Below are 17,004 nucleotides of genomic sequence, written 5' to 3'. Positions count from 1 at the left end.
GTTGCCGGCTCAGATCACTCTGCTGGCTGATCCTTGGTCTGACGCTTCTCGATCAAGTCCACCAGACGCTTGGCCAGCGCCGGGTAGTTCTCGTCGAAGTGGTGGCCGCCGGGCAGTTTCACCGCTTCGCCGACTGCAGTCTTGTCGGTGCAGCCGCTTTCGTCGGTTTCTTCGGCGCCGTAGATGCACACAACTTTGGCCGCTGGCAGCTTGGCCATTTCCGGGCCGGTGGCGGCTTCTTTACCGGCGTTGCCGAGCCAGCCTTCGACTTCGATTTCGAAGCTACCGGTGCGGGCGAAGGCCAGCAGGATGATTGCGTCGACGCGCTGTTGCTCGGTGTCCGGCAGGCGGTTGTAGATCGCTGGCAACACGTCGGCACCGAACGAGTAACCGGTCAGGATGAAGCGCTTGGTGCCCCACTTCTGGCGGTAGTGCTGCATCAGTTCGGTCAGGTCCAGCGCGCTTTGCTCTGGGCTCTTGTGCTGCCAGTAGTAGCGCAGGGTGTCGATGCCGACCACCGGGTAGCCGATCTTGGCCATCTCGCCCGCTACGTCGCGGTCGAGGTCGCGCCAGCCACCGTCACCGGAGAGGAACAGGGTCACGGTGTCTTTCGCCTGACCGGCCGGCACTTCAACCACCGGGATCGCCAGACCACCGTTGGCCTTGTCGCCGCCGACGAGGATCTTGCGCAGTTCGTTGTTCAGCACTTGCGGCAGGTTGATGTCGTAGTCGCTGATGCTGGTTTCGGCGTTCGGTTGATCGCGCACGAAACCGGCGCTGGTGTCGTCCGGGTTGTCGTTCCATGCCACCAGCCAGTGGCCGTGAGCGGCGGATTTCGGCAGCAGGTGAGTACAGCCGGGTTTTTCCAGGGCCAGGTCAACCGAGATGGCCTGGGCCTTGTCGTCCTTTTGCTCGGACAACCAGCGCCATGCGAGCACGGCGCCTGGGCCGATACCGCTGACCAGCGTTGCCGGCCCATTGAGTTCGCGCAGGCCGGTTTGCAGGGCGCGGCTCTGTTGCAGGCAGTCCTTGGGCAGAATCACCTGAACGATCTGCGCCGAAGCACTGCGGCTCAGGGTGCTCAGTTGATTGTCGGTCAGTTTCTGGTCGTCATTGACCGCCACCAGCACCTGCGCCTTGGGCTGGGTGCCCGGGATGACGCGGGTCATGACGGTGCCGTCGGCGGCAGTCAGCGGTTGCAGAGTCGGTTGCGGTGCCGGGCGTTTGAGGTACCAGTAACCGCCACCGGCAATCACGGCCAGCACAATCAGTGCGGCCAGGATGTACTTCAGGGAGCGTTGAATCATCAGCGTTTCACCAATCCAGTCAAGCCGCCCGCGATCAGGGCAGCAGTATCGGCCAGCGCTACCAGCGGATCGAGTCCGGCGGGCACGGCCATATAACGGGGTTCCCAGTCAGGCTGGAATTTGTCTTTGAAGCGGCGCAAGCCTTGGAAGTTGTACAGCTGCTCACCACGGCGGAAGACCATCGAGCCCAGACGCTGGGTCAGCGGTGCACCACGCCGGGGTTGCAACCCCGACAACGGCACCATGCCCAGGCTGAAGCGCGCGTATCCGTGACTCTTATAGTGTTGAATCAGGCCGACCATCAGGTACTCCATGGTCAGCTTGGGGGCGTCCGGGTGCGAGCGCATCAGGTCGAGACTGGCCAGGTCATGGCCGTAGGTCTCGAGCAGGTTGGCAAACGCCACCGGGCGGCCTTCGAAGCGAATCACCGCAATGCGGAAATGCTTCAGGTAATCGTCGCTGAAACGGCCGAGGGAGAAACCTTTCTCGCGCACGTTCTTGCCAGTCAGCCACGCATCGGAAATCACCTTGAGTTCGTCCATCGGCGCCTGGCCCGGCTCGTGGATTTCCAGCGACAAGCCATCACGGGTGCCACGGTTCCAGGTGTAGCGCAGGTCCTTCATCTCTTTGCCCTTGGCTTCCAGGTCAAAGCGATGCAGATCGACCCGGGCTTCTTCGCCAAGCTTGATCGCGGTCAGGCCGATGTCCATGTAGTACGGCAGGTTTTCGGCGCGCACTTGATAGAACACGGGACGGGTGTGATGGATGTCGCAGAGGTCGCGAAACTGCCAGATCATTTCGGCGCGTTGCTGGCCGGGGCCGATCGGGTCGTACAGCGCCACCAGGCTGCGGCCACGGCGGGCGTACATCAGGAACGCCTCGTCGTTGGGGTGAAACAGCAGCGCCTTGTCACCGGTCAGGGCGAGGCCGCCGTCGGGTTGCGACGAGGCCATCAGAATCTTCGCGGCGCGATCCAGTTCGTCCGGGGTCGGCAGATGGATCACCGGACGGGCTGTGCGCAGCAGCCAGGTCAGGGCGATCACCAGCAACAGCACGGCGGCGCCGAGCAGCGAACGCAGGCCACGCGGCGCATCAGCGTCGAGGGTGAACTGCCACCACAGTTGATGGCTGTACGGCACATCCTGGTAGGCGAACAGCAGCAACCAGGTCGAAGCCCCCAACACGCAGAGGCTGGCCACCAGATACAGCGGCGAGAACGGCAGTTCGGTCAGGCGGCTCGGGCGATAGAACGAGCGACGGAACACTCCCAGCAGCGCCGCGGTGAGCGTCATCAGCGTGGCTTCTTCCCAGTCGAAGCCTTTGAGCAGCGAGAGCAGGGCGCCGACCAGCAGCAGAATGGTGGTCAGCATCCACGCCGCCGACAGGCGACGGCGCAGGCCCTGCGCGAGCAGCAGGCACAGCACGCCGATCAGGCTGGCGCCGAAGTGCGAGGCGTCGACCAGACGATGCGGGATCAGGAAGCCGATGTGCTCCAGGCGAGTGTCGATTTCCGGCGTAGCACCGGAAAACAGCAGCACTACACCGGACAGGAACACCAGCACTGCCAGAATCGGCGCCGCCAGACCGGACGCCGCGCGCATGGTCTGGGTCTGAAACAGGCGCTGGCCTTCGTTGATCAGCAAAAACACGCAGGCCACCAGCAGCGGCAGCACCACATAGATCAGGCGATAGAGCAGCAGCGCAGCGGCCAGTGGCGCGGCACCGAGCGTATCGGCGAACGCGGCCAGCAGGATCGCTTCAAAAACCCCGACACCCCCAGGTACATGGCTGAGGACACCAGCGGCCAAGGCCAGCAGATACACCAGCAGGAACGCGCCGAACGGCGGGGCTTCCGGCAGCAGCAGATAGAGCACGGTGGCCGCAGCAGCGACGTCGAGGGCGGTGATGATCAGTTGCAGGAAGGTCAGGCGTCGACCCGGCAGGCGCAAGGTCCGGCGACCGGCCCTGACCAGCAGGTTGTCGCGGTACGGCTGCTCCGGCAGGCGACGGCGATAGATGCCGATCGCCAGAATCGCGCCAAGCCCCAGCACCACCGTGGCAATCGTGCCGAGCAAGCCTTCTGACAGGCCCAGGGCGGCAGAGGCGGCGGGCAGGTCACTCAGGGTGGCGAGGGCTGCGAGCGGTGGCAGGGCGCAACCCAGCGCCAGGCTGGCGAACAGGGTCATGTGCGCGACTTCCGACGCCCCCAGACCATGGCGTGCATATAAACGGTAACGTACCGAGCCGCCCGACAGCAGCGACAGACCAATGGCGTTGCCAATCGCAAACGCGGTGAAGCCGCCCAGCGCCAGAGTGCGCGGCGGCAAGGTCACGCCGGCATAGCGGCTGGCCGACCATTCATAGCCCAGCAATATGATGAAACCGACGACCGTCGCGCCCACCGCACCGAGCAGGGCCGGTTTCGGCACGGCCAGGATCGAGTCATGCAGCGCGTAGAGATCGAGTTCGCTCAGCAGATGGCGACAGGCAATCAGCGCAATGGCAAACAGCAGCAACGTGACCGCCAGACCGATCGGTTGACGGTATTTGCTCAACCGATCCAGCAAGCGCAGGCGCTCGGGTTTGATCGGATGTTCTGCTGTGACAGTGTCTTGTGGATCAGACGAGTTGGCGCGCATCAATCACCTCTTGGATTGTGCGCGACAGGATGGAGGTATCCAGCCAAGTTACCAATCCCTGTAGAAAAAAATAATCACAAAATACTACGCCTCTCATCCGGTATGGGCGAGGGCAGGTAATGGATTGCAGACGTCTTGCCTGCGACTCAAGCATAGTCGCAACTCGGCGGGTCTGACGATCCTGAACGTTTCACTGCAGCGTGACAGATCATTGTTGCGAAAGGACTTTTTCAACAGATACAAAAAAGGCCACTCTTTCGAGCAGCCTTTTTTGATGTTTGGTTGCGGGAGCCGGATTTGAACCGACGACCTTCGGGTTATGAGCCCGACGAGCTACCAGACTGCTCCATCCCGCGTCTGTGTGGCGGCATTCTACAGGCGAACGGCGGGGTGTCAACCGCTAATCCCGTAAAGGGTCAAATAAGTGTGAATTTGCGTCAAACGGTCGCAGCCGAGCGGTAAGTTTCGGAAATGCAACGAATTCCTGTTCGCTTGAGGGCGGGGTGTGCAGGGCTTGCTTGAAAAACAGGCGCGCACAAAAAAGGCCACTCTTTCGAGTAGCCTTTTTTGATGTTTGGTTGCGGGAGCCGGATTTGAACCGACGACCTTCGGGTTATGAGCCCGACGAGCTACCAGACTGCTCCATCCCGCGTCTGTGTGTCGGCATTCTACAGAGGAACGCCGGGGTGTCAACCTCGAATCCGGATAAATCTGTTCCTGTTCAATCGCTTAGCGATTTTTGCAGGTGTGGAAATGGGGCGTAGGGCAGGTGGGACAAGGCTTTCAGCTCTATCGGTCGGCGTTTTTCGATTAAGAAAATAAATTCACCCGGCTTTTCCTACAGCCGGAAAAGAACATTCAGACTACTGGTGCTATATACAGGTGCCAGTGAGATACTGCGAATCCGGCCTGCCATGTTTCCTTTTCTGCCATGACTCAGCGAAAAATCATCCACGTCGACTGTGACTGTTTCTACGCCGCCATCGAGATGCGCGACGACCCGAACCTGGCTGGCAAGCCGCTGGCGGTGGGCGGGTCGGCTGATCGGCGTGGAGTGATTGCTACCTGCAACTATGAAGCGCGAGCCTATGGCGTGCGTTCGGCGATGTCGTCCGGGCATGCCTTGAAGCTGTGCCCCGACCTGACCATCGTCAAACCGCGCATGGACGCCTATCGCGAAGCTTCGAAGGAAATTCACACGATCTTTCGCGATTACACCGACCTGATCGAGCCATTGTCGCTGGATGAAGCCTATCTCGATGTCTCTGACAGTGCGCATTTTGGCGGCAGCGCCACGCGCATCGCGCAGGATATTCGGCGACGGGTGTCCAATCAGTTGCACATCACCGTGTCTGCCGGTGTCGCCCCGAACAAATTTCTGGCGAAGATCGCCAGCGACTGGAAGAAGCCCAACGGGTTGTTCGTCATTACGCCGGATCAGGTCGAGGACTTTGTCAGCGGTTTACTGGTGAGCAAGTTGCACGGTGTCGGCAAAGTTACCGCCGACAAACTGGGCCGGCTCGGCATCGTTGACTGCTTGCAGTTACGCGAGTGGGACAAGCTGGCGCTGGTGCGCGAGTTCGGCAGTTTCGGTGAGCGACTCTGGAGCCTGGCTCGTGGGATCGATGACCGGTTGGTGCAGAACGACAGCCGCCGTCAGTCAATCAGTGTCGAAAACACCTACGACGTCGATCTGCCGGATCTGCGCAGTTGCCTCGACAAGCTGCCGGAGCTGCTGGAAACCCTGAAAGCCCGCATGGAGCGGATCGACAGCAGTTATCGTCCGGGCAAGCCGTTCGTCAAAGTGAAGTTCCATGACTTTACCCAGACCACACTGGAGCAAGCCGGGGCGGGGCGCAATCTGGGCAGTTATCAGTTGATGCTGACGCAGGCGTTCAATCGGGGAGGAAAACCGGTGCGGTTGTTGGGGGTGGGGGTAAGGCTGGAGGATTTGCGCGGCGGATTTGAGCAGATGGAGTTGTTTGAGCGGTAGATTTGCGGTGCCTGTCAGGACCTCTTCGCGAGCAGGCTCGCTCCCACATTAGATGGCATTCCACTGTGGGAGCGAGCCTGCTCGCGAAGCTTTTGCTGTTAATTCGGTCCCGGATCAGCCACCAAACGTCCCGCGTCCTTGGTCAACGACTTGAGAAACTCGGCCTGCAACTCAGGATCGTTGCGCGTCAGTTCGATCAGGCTTTGCTCCAGCTCGCTGGCTTCTTCTTCCAGACCTAGTTCCGACAGGCGTTTGACCCGGTGCACCCACTGGCTCACTTCGTCGTCTTCCAGGTCGTCGTAAATCAGTCCGTGCGCTTCGAGCAACTTGCTGCGCAGGTGGCTGCTGATCGTCAGCGACGTGTCGCTGTGCACATCATCCTTGCCGTCTTCGACGCTGATCTGCAGTTTGCCGACATGATTCAGATCATTTTCGGCGAACGGACTGTCCAGCAAGTTCAGGCGCAGCACACCGTTGCGGTCGGTGGTCATGTCGAAGGTCTGCTTGCCGGCCTTGACCTGCACCGGACGCTCGCTCCACGGCAGGCTCGAATACTCCATGCGCTTGTCGCGCTGGACTTCATCGATACCGGCGAGGTTCTGTTGCGCGCGACCGTGAGACTGCACGTTCATGAACGGGTTGACCCCGGCAATGCCGTAGCTCAGCCAATCCTTTGTCACGCTGTCCGGCAGGTTGCCCAAAGCGAACACGTTGACCACGTTGGCGCCAATGCCCGCGACCACGGCCACCGCGCCCAGCGGAATCTCGTAGATTTCGCGCCAGGGTTGGTAGGGAGTGTAGCGGTCGTAACGACGGGTGACCTCGAACTCGGTGACTTCGAAAGTCTTCTGTTCGTTGATTTTCACGCGTCGTTGCGGCAGCTCAAGCTCCTTGGGCTCACCGACATCGATCTGCAGGCTGTGATCGAGCAGTTTGCGCTCGACCCGCTCTTCGTGCTCGCTGCGCTGTGACATCTGATTGGCACAGCCGCTGACCAACAGGGCACCGCACAAGGCGGTGCCACCGAGGCCCAAGGTGTTTCGCTTGAACATGAGGACTCTATCTGGTTTCAGCGGCGGATACGGGCCTGAAGGAAGGACAGTACGTCGGCGACCGGCAATGCTTGCGCTTCGCCTTCGATACGACTCTTGTATTCCAGGTTGCCTTCGGCGAGGCCGCGGTCGCTGACCACGATCCGGTGAGGAATGCCGATCAGCTCCATGTCCGCGAACTTGATGCCCGGGCTGGTTTTCTTGTCGCGATCGTCCAGCAGCACTTCGAAACCGGCCGCTGTCAGCTCTGCGTACAGCTTGTCGGTGGCTTCGCGCACTTGCTCGGTTTCATAACGCAGCGGTACCAGGGCGATCTGGAACGGCGCCAGGGTGTCGCTCCAGATGATGCCGTTTGCGTCGTTGTTCTGTTCGATGGCGGCAGCTACCACGCGGGATACGCCGATACCGTAGCAACCCATTTCCAGGGTCACTGGCTTGCCATTCTCGCCCAGCACTTCGCACTTCATCGCCTTGCTGTACTTGTTGCCCAGCTGGAAGATGTGCCCGACTTCGATGCCGCGCTTGATTTCCAGGGTGCCCTTGCCGTCCGGGCTTGGGTCACCGGCGACCACGTTACGCAGGTCGGCAACGGTCGGAACCGGTAGATCACGCTCCCAGTTCACGCCGAAGTAGTGCTTGTCGTCGATGTTTGCACCGATGCCGAAGTCGCTCATCAGTTCGACCGAGCGGTCGATGATGATTGGCAGTGGCAGGTTCAACGGGCCGAGGGAGCCGGCGCCGGCGCCAATGGCGTCGCGCAGTTCGGCATCGGAGGCCATGACCAGCGGGCTGGCAACGCCAGGTTGCTGGGCAGCCTTGATTTCGTTCAGTTCGTGGTCGCCACGAATCACCAACGCGATCAGCTTGCCTGCTTCTTCGGCGTGGACGATCAGGGTCTTGATGGTCTTTTCAATCGGCAGATTGAATTTTTCCACCAGCGCGGCGATGGTTTTGGTGTCTGGGGTGTCGACCAGGCGCAGTTCTTCGGTCGCAGCGGCGCGCGAGGTTTCGCGTGGCACGGCTTCGGCCTTCTCGATGTTCGCCGCGTAGTCGGAACCGTTGCTGAAGACGATATCGTCTTCGCCGGATTCGGCCAGTACGTGGAACTCGTGGGAGCCGGCGCCACCGATCGAACCGTTGTCGGCTTCAACCGGACGGAACTTCAGACCCAGGCGCGTGAAGATGTTGCAGTAGGCTTCATGCATGCGGTCATAGGTGATCTGCAGCGACGGCTGATCGGCGTGGAACGAATACGCGTCCTTCATGATGAATTCGCGGCCGCGCATCAAACCGAAGCGTGGGCGGATTTCGTCACGGAATTTGGTCTGGATCTGGTACAGGTTGATTGGCAGCTGCTTGTAGCTGCTCAACTCGTTGCGCATCAGATCGGTGATCACTTCTTCGTGGGTCGGGCCCGCGCAGAAGTCGCGACCGTGGCGGTCTTTGATGCGCAGCAGCTCAGGGCCGTATTCTTCCCAGCGCCCCGATTCCTGCCACAGCTCGGCCGGTTGGGTGCTCGGCATCAACACTTCAAGAGAGCCGGCGGCGTTCATTTCTTCGCGAACGATGGCTTCTACCTTGCGCATTACCCGCAAGCCCATCGGCAGCCAGGTGTACAGGCCCGAAGCGAGTTTGCGGATCATGCCGGCGCGCAGCATCAGCTGGTGGCTGATCACGACCGCATCGGAAGGCGTTTCTTTCTGTGTGGCGAGCAAAAATTGACTGGTGCGCATGGTTGGCCGTTGTCGGTTGCTATGACTGGAAATGACGGAGCAGTGTACCGGCGAGAGTTGCCGACGTACAGGATTGCGCTCGGCTGTGAGGCTCAACGGCGGGAATCCTCCCGCCGTATCTGAAATGTCCTACGACTCTTCCACGACGGAGGTCGGCGCGGGCTCGGGCGTTGGTGTCGGGCCTTCGCGGCGATTTTCCTGGAACCAGTGCAGGGCAATCAGCAGCAGGGTCGGCACACCGAGCAACGCGGTGATCATGAAGAAGTTGTGGTAGCCGAATTTCTCGACCATCACCCCGGAGTAACCGCCGATCAGACGCGGCAGCAACAGCATGATCGAGCTGAGCAGGGCGTACTGGGTGGCCGAGAACTTCAGATTGGTCAGGCTCGACAGGTAGGCGACGAACGCCGACGTCGCAAGCCCGGAACTGAAGTTGTCCAGAGAAATGGTCACCACCAGCATCTGCAGGTTGGGCCCCATGTCGGCGAGCATGACAAACAGCAGGTTGGTGGCGGCCGACGCTGCACCGCCGATGAACAGGATCGGCAGAATGCCAAAGCGCACGATCAGCAGGCCACCCATGCCGGCACCGACGAGGGTCATGATCAGGCCGAAGATCTTGCTGACGCTGGCAATCTGATCCTTGGTGAAGCCCTGATCGATGTAGAACACGTTGGCCATTACGCCCATGACCGTGTCTGACATCCGGTAGGTGGCGATCAGCCCGAGTAACAGCAAAGCCTGCCAGCGGTAGCGCAGGATGAAGTCGTTGACCGGGGTCAGCACCGGCGCCAGGCCGCGCCGGCCCATGGTCGACAGGCACAGGCCGGTGAGCAGGGTGTAAAGGATGGCGCGCAGGAACGCGCGGTCCTCCAGCAGCAGGTCGAGCGGGCTCATGGTGCCGAACAACACACTGGCGAAATCGGTGTTGTAGAGCTGGGTGAACATCGCCGGAACGGACACCAGCAGCACGATCAGCACAAACACTGAGGCCAGTTGATGCACGAAGCTGTAGCGGCCGGCCTGCAATTGCGTGCGCAACGGCACCGGCGGTTCGCGCATCAGCAGCGAAGTCAGCAGGGCAGGGATCATCAACACCCCGAACAGGGCGTAGGTGCCGGTCCAGGCCGAATGCTGATAGTTGAACCCGGTAGAGCCGAAGCCTTCGGCGAAGAACAGTGCGCCTGCGGTGGCGAGCAGGGCGGCGACGCGATAGCCGGACATGTAACTGGCCGCCAGCGCTGCCTGACGACTGTCGTCGGCAATTTCCAGGCGATAGGCGTCGACCGCGATGTCCTGGGTGGCGGAGGCGAAGGCGACAATGACGGCAATGGCGATCAGCCAGGACAGGTGCTTCTGTGGGTCGCAGAAACCCATGCCGATCAGGCCCAGGATCACCAGCGACTGTGAAAGCACCAGCCACGAACGGCGTCGACCCAGCTTGCCCAATAAAGGCAGGCGCCATTGGTCGAGCAGCGGTGACCAGACCCATTTGAACGCGTAGGCCAGGCCGATCAGGCTCGCGTAGCCGATGGTTTCACGGGCCACGCCGGCTTCACGCAGCCAGACGGAAAGCGTCGAAAATACCAGCATGTACGGCAGGCCGGCAGCGAAACCGAGCAACAACAGCACGAGCGTCGAAGGACTGGCATAGGCGGCGAGCGCGGCGCGCCAGGTTTTACGGGGCATGGGCTGAAGTCTGCCTCAAGATTGCGAAAACAAAGCGCGCACTCTAACCGCTGTGCTCTACCGGACGCCAGCCATGACGCTGAATATCCACACGATTGTTCAGGACGGTGACACCTTCAGAGCGTAATCGGGCCCGTTGTTCGTCTCCCGAAGGGCTGCCCACCGGCAGGCTGATCCGACCGCCGGCGCCGAGTACCCGGTGCCATGGCAGTCGGGTATCGCCGGGTAGCTGACTCAGGGTCCGGCCGACCCAGCGGGCGGCGCGCCCCAACCCTGCCAGTTCGGCCAACTGACCATAGCTGACCACCTTGCCTTCAGGTACTTGGGCAAGGGTCGAATAAAGCGCCGTGCGTCGGATTTGCGCTTCGCTTTCGCGCTCGTCGATGGGCTCTGTCACGTACAGGGTTCCTGAATGATCTCGGGTTGATGCCTTTCAGCGTAATCCGTGCGCGCCCGGATGAGAAATGAACTCAATGGAAATCGTCCGGTCAGTCCTTGTCAGGGGATTATTCCTACGGATAATGCCGACCTTTTTTGCAATCCTGAGCCCTCGATCCGCTTATGTTGTCCAGAACCTTGCTGTGCCTTGCTGTCTTCAGTGCGTCCACGCCCCTGCTTGCCGATACCGTCTGGTTGAAGAACGGTGACAAGTTGAGCGGTAAAATTTCCCTGTTCGACGGCGGCAAATTGCTGATCCAGACCGCGTATGCCGGGGCGGTGACCATTGACTGGAAACAGGTCAAGACGCTTGAAAGCGATCAGGAGTTGCTGGTCAAGCAGGACGCTTACACCGGCGAAAAGGCCAAGTCGTTGACCGCTGCCGATGACGGCAAAGTCACCCTGGCCAACGGCGAGGCGCCGAAAACCGTAGAGCTGGCGAGCATTCAGCAGATCCTCAAGCCCAAGCCGGTCGTTGAAGATCTAGTGTGGAAAGGCAATATCGGTCTGGCGATGGACTATCAGCGGGCGGAAAAGGATACCAACGACTACGACATCGACTTCAAGACCTCGGCTCGCCATGGTCGCTGGCGTCATACCGCAGAAGGCGAGTACAACCGCGAGGTGCAGGACGATCAGGTCACCACCAATAACTGGCGCGCCGAATACGCACTTGACCGCTTCTTGACTGACAAGTGGTTCTGGCAGGGGCGTCTGAACTACAAGCGCGACTATGTTGAAGAGCTGTCGCGTCAGCGTGTGGTCGGTACCGGTCCGGGCTACCAGTTCTGGGATGACGAACTGGGTGCGTTCTCGCTTGGCTCGCTGCTCAACCGCACCGATTACGAGTACAGCGATGGCGGCAAGGACAACTTCTACTCGGTCGCCATGAAGTGGGATTACAACCGCTACCTGATTGGCAAGAAAGTCGAGTTCTTCACCAATGGCGAGTTGGGCAAGCCGTTGTCCGATGTGGCCAATTATGCGCTGGATGCCGAGATGGGCCTGCGTTACAAGGTCACCGACTGGGCATCGCTCAACCTCAAGGCCGAACGCGACATCATCAGCGGTACCAAGGATGCGGACTTGAACAAGACCCGCTACACCGCAGGGTTTGGCGTGGCCTGGTAAGACGAATCAAAAAAAAGCAGCCGCGAAGGCTAATGCCAGTCAATTAAGCGCAGATCCCCTGTGGGAGCGGGCTTGCTCGCGAAAGCGGTGGGGCAGTCAACATCAATGTTTGCTGGGCCGACGTCTTCGCGAGCAAGTCCGCTCCCACAATTGATCTTCGCTGTTTTGAGCATTGAGTTCGTTTAACTGATCGGCATTAGCCGCGAAGGCTGCTTTTTTTGTGGCCGCCAAAAAACACACGCCCACAAAAAAGCCCCGCTGTTGAAGGCGGGGCTCTTTTCTAAAGAAGCTACAAGTTAGATAACTTGTACTTCTTCAGCTTGCATGCCTTTCTGACCGCGGGTAGCGATGAAAGAAACCTGTTGGCCTTCTTTCAGGCTTTTGAAGCCGTCGGATTGGATAGCTTTGAAGTGAACGAACAGGTCGTCACCGGATTGTGGAGTGATGAAGCCGAAGCCTTTTTCATCGTTGAACCACTTAACGGTACCGGTTTGGCGATTAGACATGGTGTAACTCCTTGAACAAAGATAACTGCGACTCAGGAAGAACCCTGGCCGAGACTGAGTGCAAAGAGCAGGAAAAATTCTTGTAGATGGTTGGATCGAAATTCAACATATCGTGTAGAGATTCTCAGTGACACAAGCAGCACAGTGGCGCCACCTTAACCCTTTTTCCGGAACGTGCCAATGCTTCTTGCGAAGGTTTCGCTGTTTTAAGGATCGGCGGTGTGACGGTTCGTCGCCATGGCGCGTATTTCCTGGCTGTTCGGCGAGAATTGCAGCGCGGACTTTGAACCCGGCGGCGCGCCCGGTAAGATGCCGGACAGATTTTTTCCACCTCGCTATTCAGGACACCCGCCATGAGCATCAAATCGGACAAGTGGATTCGCCGCATGGCGCAGGAACACGGCATGATCGAGCCTTTCGTCGAGCGTCAGGTACGCGGCAACGACGACAGCCGCGTGATCTCCTACGGTGTGTCGAGCTACGGCTACGATGTGCGCTGCACCAACCATTTCAAGGTGTTCACCAACATCAATTCGGCGATCGTCGATCCAAAGAATTTCGACGCTGGCAGCTTTGTCGACATCCACAGCGACGTCTGCATCATTCCGCCAAACTCCTTTGCCCTGGCCAGCACCGTCGAATACTTCCGTATTCCGCGCAACGTATTGACCATCTGCCTGGGTAAAAGCACCTATGCGCGCTGCGGCATCATCGTCAACGTCACCCCGCTCGAGCCTGAGTGGGAAGGCCACGTGACCCTGGAATTCTCCAACACCACCAATCTGCCGGCGAAAATCTACGCCAACGAAGGCGTGGCGCAGATGCTGTTCCTTGAGTCTGACGAAGAATGTGAAGTGTCCTACAAGGACCGTGGCGGCAAGTATCAGGGCCAGCGTGGCGTGACCCTGCCGCGTACCTGATCCGTCCATCCGGCAGTTCGCGGGAATTCTTCGGCGGGTAGACACTCTATGGGGTGTACTGCCCGTTTTTGCTTCTGGCAAAGCGGGCCTTCGCCGAGGAGGGTTCCATGAAGATCGATCCGCATATCACCGCCGAACTGGCAAGGCTTGAGCCCAATCAGGTTGGCGTTTTGGCCTGGTCCTTGTTGGCACACCCGTCGCTCAGCATGGCCGGCGGAATTCCCGGCCAGCCTGATCCCGACACCCCCAACGAACAACCGACCGAGCCGGGCGAACCGACCTTGCCGGACGAACCACCACCCGCGCCCGTCGCCTGATCCGCTGCACCCATGAATGGCCAGTCAGCTGAGGTTTGCCCAAGACCTCAGCTGACTGGCCATATTTCGTTATCGCCGACGACAAATATCCTGCAATGGGCGTCTATCTCCACCGGGTAACCGCCGGTAAACGCGCCAAATGCCGGTAACAGGCTCAAACGCTCGCCCAGCCTGAAACACGCCAGGCGCAGACGCTGCCGCCCCCGACCGTCAAGCCGGTAGACCGGATGTACGTGGCCTGCCAGCACATGCCGTTCGGGATGGGGGGCTGGTTCGTGTTGCAAGGCAAACGGCCCGAGCAGCAACGGTTCCGGCACCACTCTGATGTTCAATGATGCTGGTGGATCGCCAGCGCGCTTATCGTGGTTGCCACGAATCAGCGTCATCGGTAAATCAGCATGACGTGCGCGCCATTCGGCCAAGGCCTTCAAGGTGCCCTCAGCATGGGAGCCGGGTCCATGCAGAAAGTCGCCGAGGAAAATCAGTTGCCGGCAGGGCAGCTTCGCCAATAAGCGGTCGAGCACGTCGATGTTTGCCGCCGTGGTGCCTAGTGGGACTGGCTGACCGAGACGGCGATAGGCGGCGGCCTTGCCGAAATGCACATCGGCGATCAGCAGCGCTTCCTGTGCCGGCCAGTACAGGGCTTTTTCTGGCAGCAGCCAGAGTTCTTCGCCGGCCAGACGCACCGGATAGCCGCTGTTCATCAGGCGTTACCCTTGTCGGCTGATTTCTCCAGGTCGCCGACCATGCGTCGAATGCGATCGGCGAGTTTTTCCGAACTCATGCTTTCACGCATGCGCTCCACCAGCAGCGGAAAGCCCAGCGGTGTAGGCCGTTTGATCAGGTGCAGATCCAGTTGCATCCGGTTGATCCGTTGCAGTGTCTGTTGCAGGCGACGAATATCCAGTTCTTCGCGCAGGACTTCTTCCCCGGCCTGAGCCAGCAGCAGGTTGTCGGCGTCATATTGCTTGAACACTTCAAAAAACAAGCCGCTGGAAGCCTGCACCTGGCGGGTACTTTTCGGCGCACCGGGATAGCCGGCGAACACCAGCCCGGCGATCCGGGCGATTTCGCGAAAACGCCGCAGCGCCAGTTCGCCGGCATTCAGACTGGCCAACACATCCTCCAACAGATGCTGCGGGCTGAGCAGGGCTGGGTTGAGTTGTTCTGACCAATCGACTGGCGTGGCGCTGAGCAACTCCAGCCCGTAATCATTCACCGCAATCGAGAACGTCAGCGGCTGGCGCTGACTGACGCGCCACGCCAACAGGCTGGCGAGCCCCAGATGCACCTGACGCCCGGCAAACGGGTAGAGGAAAAAGTGCCAGCCTTCGCGGGACTTCAGCACCTCCGCCAGCAGGCTGTCAGTGGTGGGCAGGCCTGACCAGCGTGCCTGGGTGTTCAGCAACGGTTGCAGCGCGTGCATTTCCGGCCCCGCGAACTGCCCCTGCGCCGCTGCAGTGAAGCGACTGACCACGGCTTCGGCCAATTCGTTGGAAAGTGGCATTCGTCCGCCATTCCAGCGTGGTACGGCGGCTTTTTTCGCGCTGCTGCGTTTGACGTAAGCGGTCATGTTCTCCACCCGCACCAACTCCAGCAGACGCCCGGCGAACAGAAAGCCGTCGCCCGGTTTCAGTCGGGCGATAAAACCTTCCTCGACGCTGCCCAATTGCTTGCCGCCGCCACCCTTGCTCCAGAATTTCAGGTTGATGCTCGCGTCGCTGACGATGGTGCCGATGCTCATGCGATGCCGACGTGCGAGGCGGGCATCGGGTACGCGCCAGACGCCGTGTTCGTCCGGTTCGACCCGGCGATAATCCGGATAAGCCGTCAGAGACAGGCCGCCGTGGCGTACGAAAGCCAGCGCCCAAGCCCAGTTCGCTGGGGTCAGATCACGATAGGCCCAGGCGCCACGGACTTCTTCGTACAGCTCTTTAGGAAGAAAGCCACCGCCCAGAGCCATGCTGACCAGATGCTGCACCAGCACATCCAGCGGTTGGTGCGGCGACAGGCGTGGTTCGATGTGTCGTTGCTCCACGGCATCGCGCGCGGCGACGGCTTCGATCAGCTCCAGGCTGTGGGTCGGCACCAGCGTTACCCGCGAGGTGCGCCCCGGCGCGTGACCTGAGCGCCCCGCGCGCTGCATCAGCCGCGCCACGCCCTTTGCCGAACCGATTTGCAGCACGCGTTCCACCGGCAGGAAGTCCACGCCCAGGTCCAGGCTCGAGGTGCAGACCACGGCTTTCAGGAGTCCGTCCTTCAACGCCTGCTCCACCCAGTCGCGGGTCTCGCGGGAGAGGGAGCTGTGGTGCAGCGCGATCAACCCGGCCCAGTCCGGTCGTGCTTCGAGTAACGCCTGATACCAGATTTCCGACTGCGCACGGGTGTTGGTGAACACCAGGCTGCTGGCGCAGGCATCCAGTTCAGCGACCACTTGCGGCAGCATCTTCAGACCGATGTGCCCGGCCCACGGAAAACGTTCGATGGCCGGTGGGATCAAGGTGTCGACCTTGAGTGATTTTTCGCTCTGGCCTTGCACGCTGATGCCGCCGCCCTGTGGGATCAGCACCTGTTGGGCGTGGGCTTGATTACCAAGGGTAGCGGACACGCCCCAGACGATCAGCTCGGGCTGCCAATGGCGCAGGCGTGCCAGCGCCAGTTGCAGCTGTACGCCGCGTTTGTTGCCGAGCAATTCGTGCCATTCATCGACGACAACCATGCGTAAGGTCGCGAGCGCGGTTTTCGCGTCGGCGCGGGCGAGCAGCAGGGTCAGGCTTTCCGGGGTGGTGATCAGCGTGGTCGGCAAGCGCCGGCCCTGACGGGCGCGTTCGGCGCTGCTGGTGTCGCCGGTGCGCAGGCCGATGCTCCACGCAATCTGCAGCTCGCCGACCGGCGCTTGCAAGGCACGCGCGGTGTCGGCGGCGAGGGCGCGCATCGGTGTGATCCACAGCACGGTCAACGGTTCGGACGGTGGTTTGCGTTTGCTGGTCGTTGCAGGCGGCGGCAGAGCGCGGGCGAAGCGATTGAGCGCGGCGAACCATACCGCGTAGGTTTTACCGGCGCCGGTGCTGGCGTGAAGTAATCCCGACTGACCTTTTTTAACGGCGGTCCACACCTGTTTTTGAAAGGCGAACGGCTTCCAGTGGCGTGTGCTGAACCAGAGTTTTGCGAAGTCGGTGGAGGTCGGCATACCGGCGGTGTGCGCTCTGAAGGTGTTCCTTCAGTGACCGCGCCGTTGAGGGACAAGTTTAATTTTGTGCGAGCACATACCCCTTTGGC

The 17,004-nt window shown here is 60.5% G+C and carries 13 protein-coding genes and 2 tRNA genes; 4 read left to right on the top strand and 11 right to left on the bottom strand.

Annotated features, from left to right (window positions below; all coding sequences use genetic code 11):
- Positions 1–14: 14 nt before the first annotated feature.
- The 4 genes from U862_RS0113050 to U862_RS0113035 form a co-directional block, all read right to left on the bottom strand.
- The gene (locus tag U862_RS0113050; protein ID WP_025110807.1) at positions 15–1,307 is read right to left on the bottom strand and encodes a virulence factor family protein; all 1,293 of its coding nucleotides are present in this window, start codon (positions 1,305–1,307) and stop codon (positions 15–17) included.
- Positions 1,307–3,946: a bifunctional lysylphosphatidylglycerol flippase/synthetase MprF gene (gene mprF / locus U862_RS0113045; RefSeq protein WP_025110806.1), complete on the bottom strand. Its 2,640-nt coding sequence runs from the start codon at positions 3,944–3,946 to the stop codon at positions 1,307–1,309. Before mprF ends, U862_RS0113050 begins: the two co-directional genes overlap by 1 nt.
- A 279-nt stretch (positions 3,947–4,225) precedes the next feature.
- Positions 4,226–4,302, bottom strand: a tRNA-Met gene (locus U862_RS0113040).
- Between the two features lie 219 nt (positions 4,303–4,521).
- A tRNA-Met gene (locus tag U862_RS0113035) sits at positions 4,522–4,598 on the bottom strand.
- Between the two features lie 279 nt (positions 4,599–4,877).
- On the opposite strand from U862_RS0113035, the gene dinB reads away from it, so the two are divergent.
- Entirely contained in the window at positions 4,878–5,939 is a 1,062-nt protein-coding gene (gene dinB, locus U862_RS0113030; RefSeq protein WP_025110805.1) for a DNA polymerase IV, read from the top strand.
- Between the two features lie 98 nt (positions 5,940–6,037).
- Here dinB and U862_RS0113025 read toward each other — a convergent pair whose 3' ends face one another.
- The 4 genes from U862_RS0113025 to U862_RS0113010 all read right to left on the bottom strand — a co-directional run bounded on the left by U862_RS0113025 (position 6,038) and on the right by U862_RS0113010 (position 10,810).
- Positions 6,038–6,991 (bottom strand): hypothetical protein, encoded by a 954-nt coding sequence (locus U862_RS0113025; RefSeq protein ID WP_025110804.1) that lies wholly within the window; start codon positions 6,989–6,991, stop codon positions 6,038–6,040.
- A 17-nt stretch (positions 6,992–7,008) separates the two neighbouring features.
- Entirely contained in the window at positions 7,009–8,724 is a 1,716-nt protein-coding gene (locus U862_RS0113020) for a proline--tRNA ligase (protein ID WP_025110803.1), read from the bottom strand.
- 129 nt (positions 8,725–8,853) lie between these two features.
- Complete coding sequence (locus tag U862_RS0113015; RefSeq protein ID WP_025110802.1) at positions 8,854–10,413, bottom strand: AmpG family muropeptide MFS transporter; 1,560 nt, start codon at positions 10,411–10,413, stop codon at positions 8,854–8,856.
- A 43-nt stretch (positions 10,414–10,456) separates the two neighbouring features.
- Positions 10,457–10,810 (bottom strand): MGMT family protein, encoded by a 354-nt coding sequence (locus tag U862_RS0113010; RefSeq protein WP_025110801.1) that lies wholly within the window; start codon positions 10,808–10,810, stop codon positions 10,457–10,459.
- A gap of 164 nt (positions 10,811–10,974) precedes the next feature.
- Between U862_RS0113010 and U862_RS0113005 the strand changes: the two genes are divergently transcribed.
- Entirely contained in the window at positions 10,975–11,982 is a 1,008-nt protein-coding gene (locus U862_RS0113005; protein ID WP_025110800.1) for a DUF481 domain-containing protein, read from the top strand.
- Positions 11,983–12,278: 296 nt separating this feature from the next.
- Here the strand turns inward: U862_RS0113005 and U862_RS0113000 are convergent, their stop codons facing one another.
- Positions 12,279–12,488: a cold-shock protein gene (locus tag U862_RS0113000; protein WP_002554837.1), complete on the bottom strand. Its 210-nt coding sequence runs from the start codon at positions 12,486–12,488 to the stop codon at positions 12,279–12,281.
- Positions 12,489–12,841: 353 nt separating this feature from the next.
- Here U862_RS0113000 and dcd point away from each other — a divergent pair, with 353 nt between their 5' ends.
- Both dcd and U862_RS0112990 read left to right on the top strand, forming a co-directional pair.
- Positions 12,842–13,408 (top strand): dCTP deaminase, encoded by a 567-nt coding sequence (gene dcd / locus U862_RS0112995; protein WP_025110799.1) that lies wholly within the window; start codon positions 12,842–12,844, stop codon positions 13,406–13,408.
- A 107-nt stretch (positions 13,409–13,515) separates the two neighbouring features.
- The gene (locus U862_RS0112990; RefSeq protein ID WP_025110798.1) at positions 13,516–13,725 is read left to right on the top strand and encodes a hypothetical protein; all 210 of its coding nucleotides are present in this window, start codon (positions 13,516–13,518) and stop codon (positions 13,723–13,725) included.
- A gap of 47 nt (positions 13,726–13,772) precedes the next feature.
- Here U862_RS0112990 and pdeM read toward each other — a convergent pair whose 3' ends face one another.
- Together pdeM and U862_RS0112980 are read right to left on the bottom strand one after the other, a co-directional pair.
- Complete coding sequence (gene pdeM / locus U862_RS0112985) at positions 13,773–14,429, bottom strand: ligase-associated DNA damage response endonuclease PdeM (RefSeq protein ID WP_025110797.1); 657 nt, start codon at positions 14,427–14,429, stop codon at positions 13,773–13,775.
- Positions 14,429–16,915, bottom strand: coding sequence for a ligase-associated DNA damage response DEXH box helicase (locus tag U862_RS0112980; RefSeq protein ID WP_025110796.1), 2,487 nt, complete (start codon positions 16,913–16,915; stop codon positions 14,429–14,431). Before U862_RS0112980 ends, pdeM begins: the two co-directional genes overlap by 1 nt.
- Positions 16,916–17,004: the final 89 nt, after the last annotated feature.

Origin of the sequence: Pseudomonas sp. H1h (assembly GCF_000633255.1) — a bacterium.
Lineage (GTDB): Bacteria > Pseudomonadota > Gammaproteobacteria > Pseudomonadales > Pseudomonadaceae > Aquipseudomonas.
This window is presented reverse-complemented; position numbering and strand designations above follow the sequence as displayed.

Bases quoted from the DNA above. Each gene is read 5' to 3' on its own strand.
- U862_RS0113000 (WP_002554837.1), bottom strand. From the start codon at position 12,488: ATGTCTAATCGCCAAACCGGTACCGTTAAGTGGTTCAACGATGAAAAA.
- U862_RS0113050 (WP_025110807.1), bottom strand. From the start codon at position 1,307: ATGATTCAACGCTCCCTGAAGTACATCCTGGCCGCACTGATTGTGCTG.
- pdeM (WP_025110797.1), bottom strand. From the start codon at position 14,429: ATGAACAGCGGCTATCCGGTGCGTCTGGCCGGCGAAGAACTCTGGCTG.
- U862_RS0112980 (WP_025110796.1), bottom strand. From the start codon at position 16,915: ATGCCGACCTCCACCGACTTCGCAAAACTCTGGTTCAGCACACGCCAC.
- mprF (WP_025110806.1), bottom strand. From the start codon at position 3,946: ATGCGCGCCAACTCGTCTGATCCACAAGACACTGTCACAGCAGAACAT.
- dcd (WP_025110799.1), top strand. From the start codon at position 12,842: ATGAGCATCAAATCGGACAAGTGGATTCGCCGCATGGCGCAGGAACAC.
- U862_RS0113005 (WP_025110800.1), top strand. From the start codon at position 10,975: ATGTTGTCCAGAACCTTGCTGTGCCTTGCTGTCTTCAGTGCGTCCACG.
- U862_RS0113025 (WP_025110804.1), bottom strand. From the start codon at position 6,991: ATGTTCAAGCGAAACACCTTGGGCCTCGGTGGCACCGCCTTGTGCGGT.
- U862_RS0113015 (WP_025110802.1), bottom strand. From the start codon at position 10,413: ATGCCCCGTAAAACCTGGCGCGCCGCGCTCGCCGCCTATGCCAGTCCT.
- U862_RS0113020 (WP_025110803.1), bottom strand. From the start codon at position 8,724: ATGCGCACCAGTCAATTTTTGCTCGCCACACAGAAAGAAACGCCTTCC.
- dinB (WP_025110805.1), top strand. From the start codon at position 4,878: ATGACTCAGCGAAAAATCATCCACGTCGACTGTGACTGTTTCTACGCC.
- U862_RS0112990 (WP_025110798.1), top strand. From the start codon at position 13,516: ATGAAGATCGATCCGCATATCACCGCCGAACTGGCAAGGCTTGAGCCC.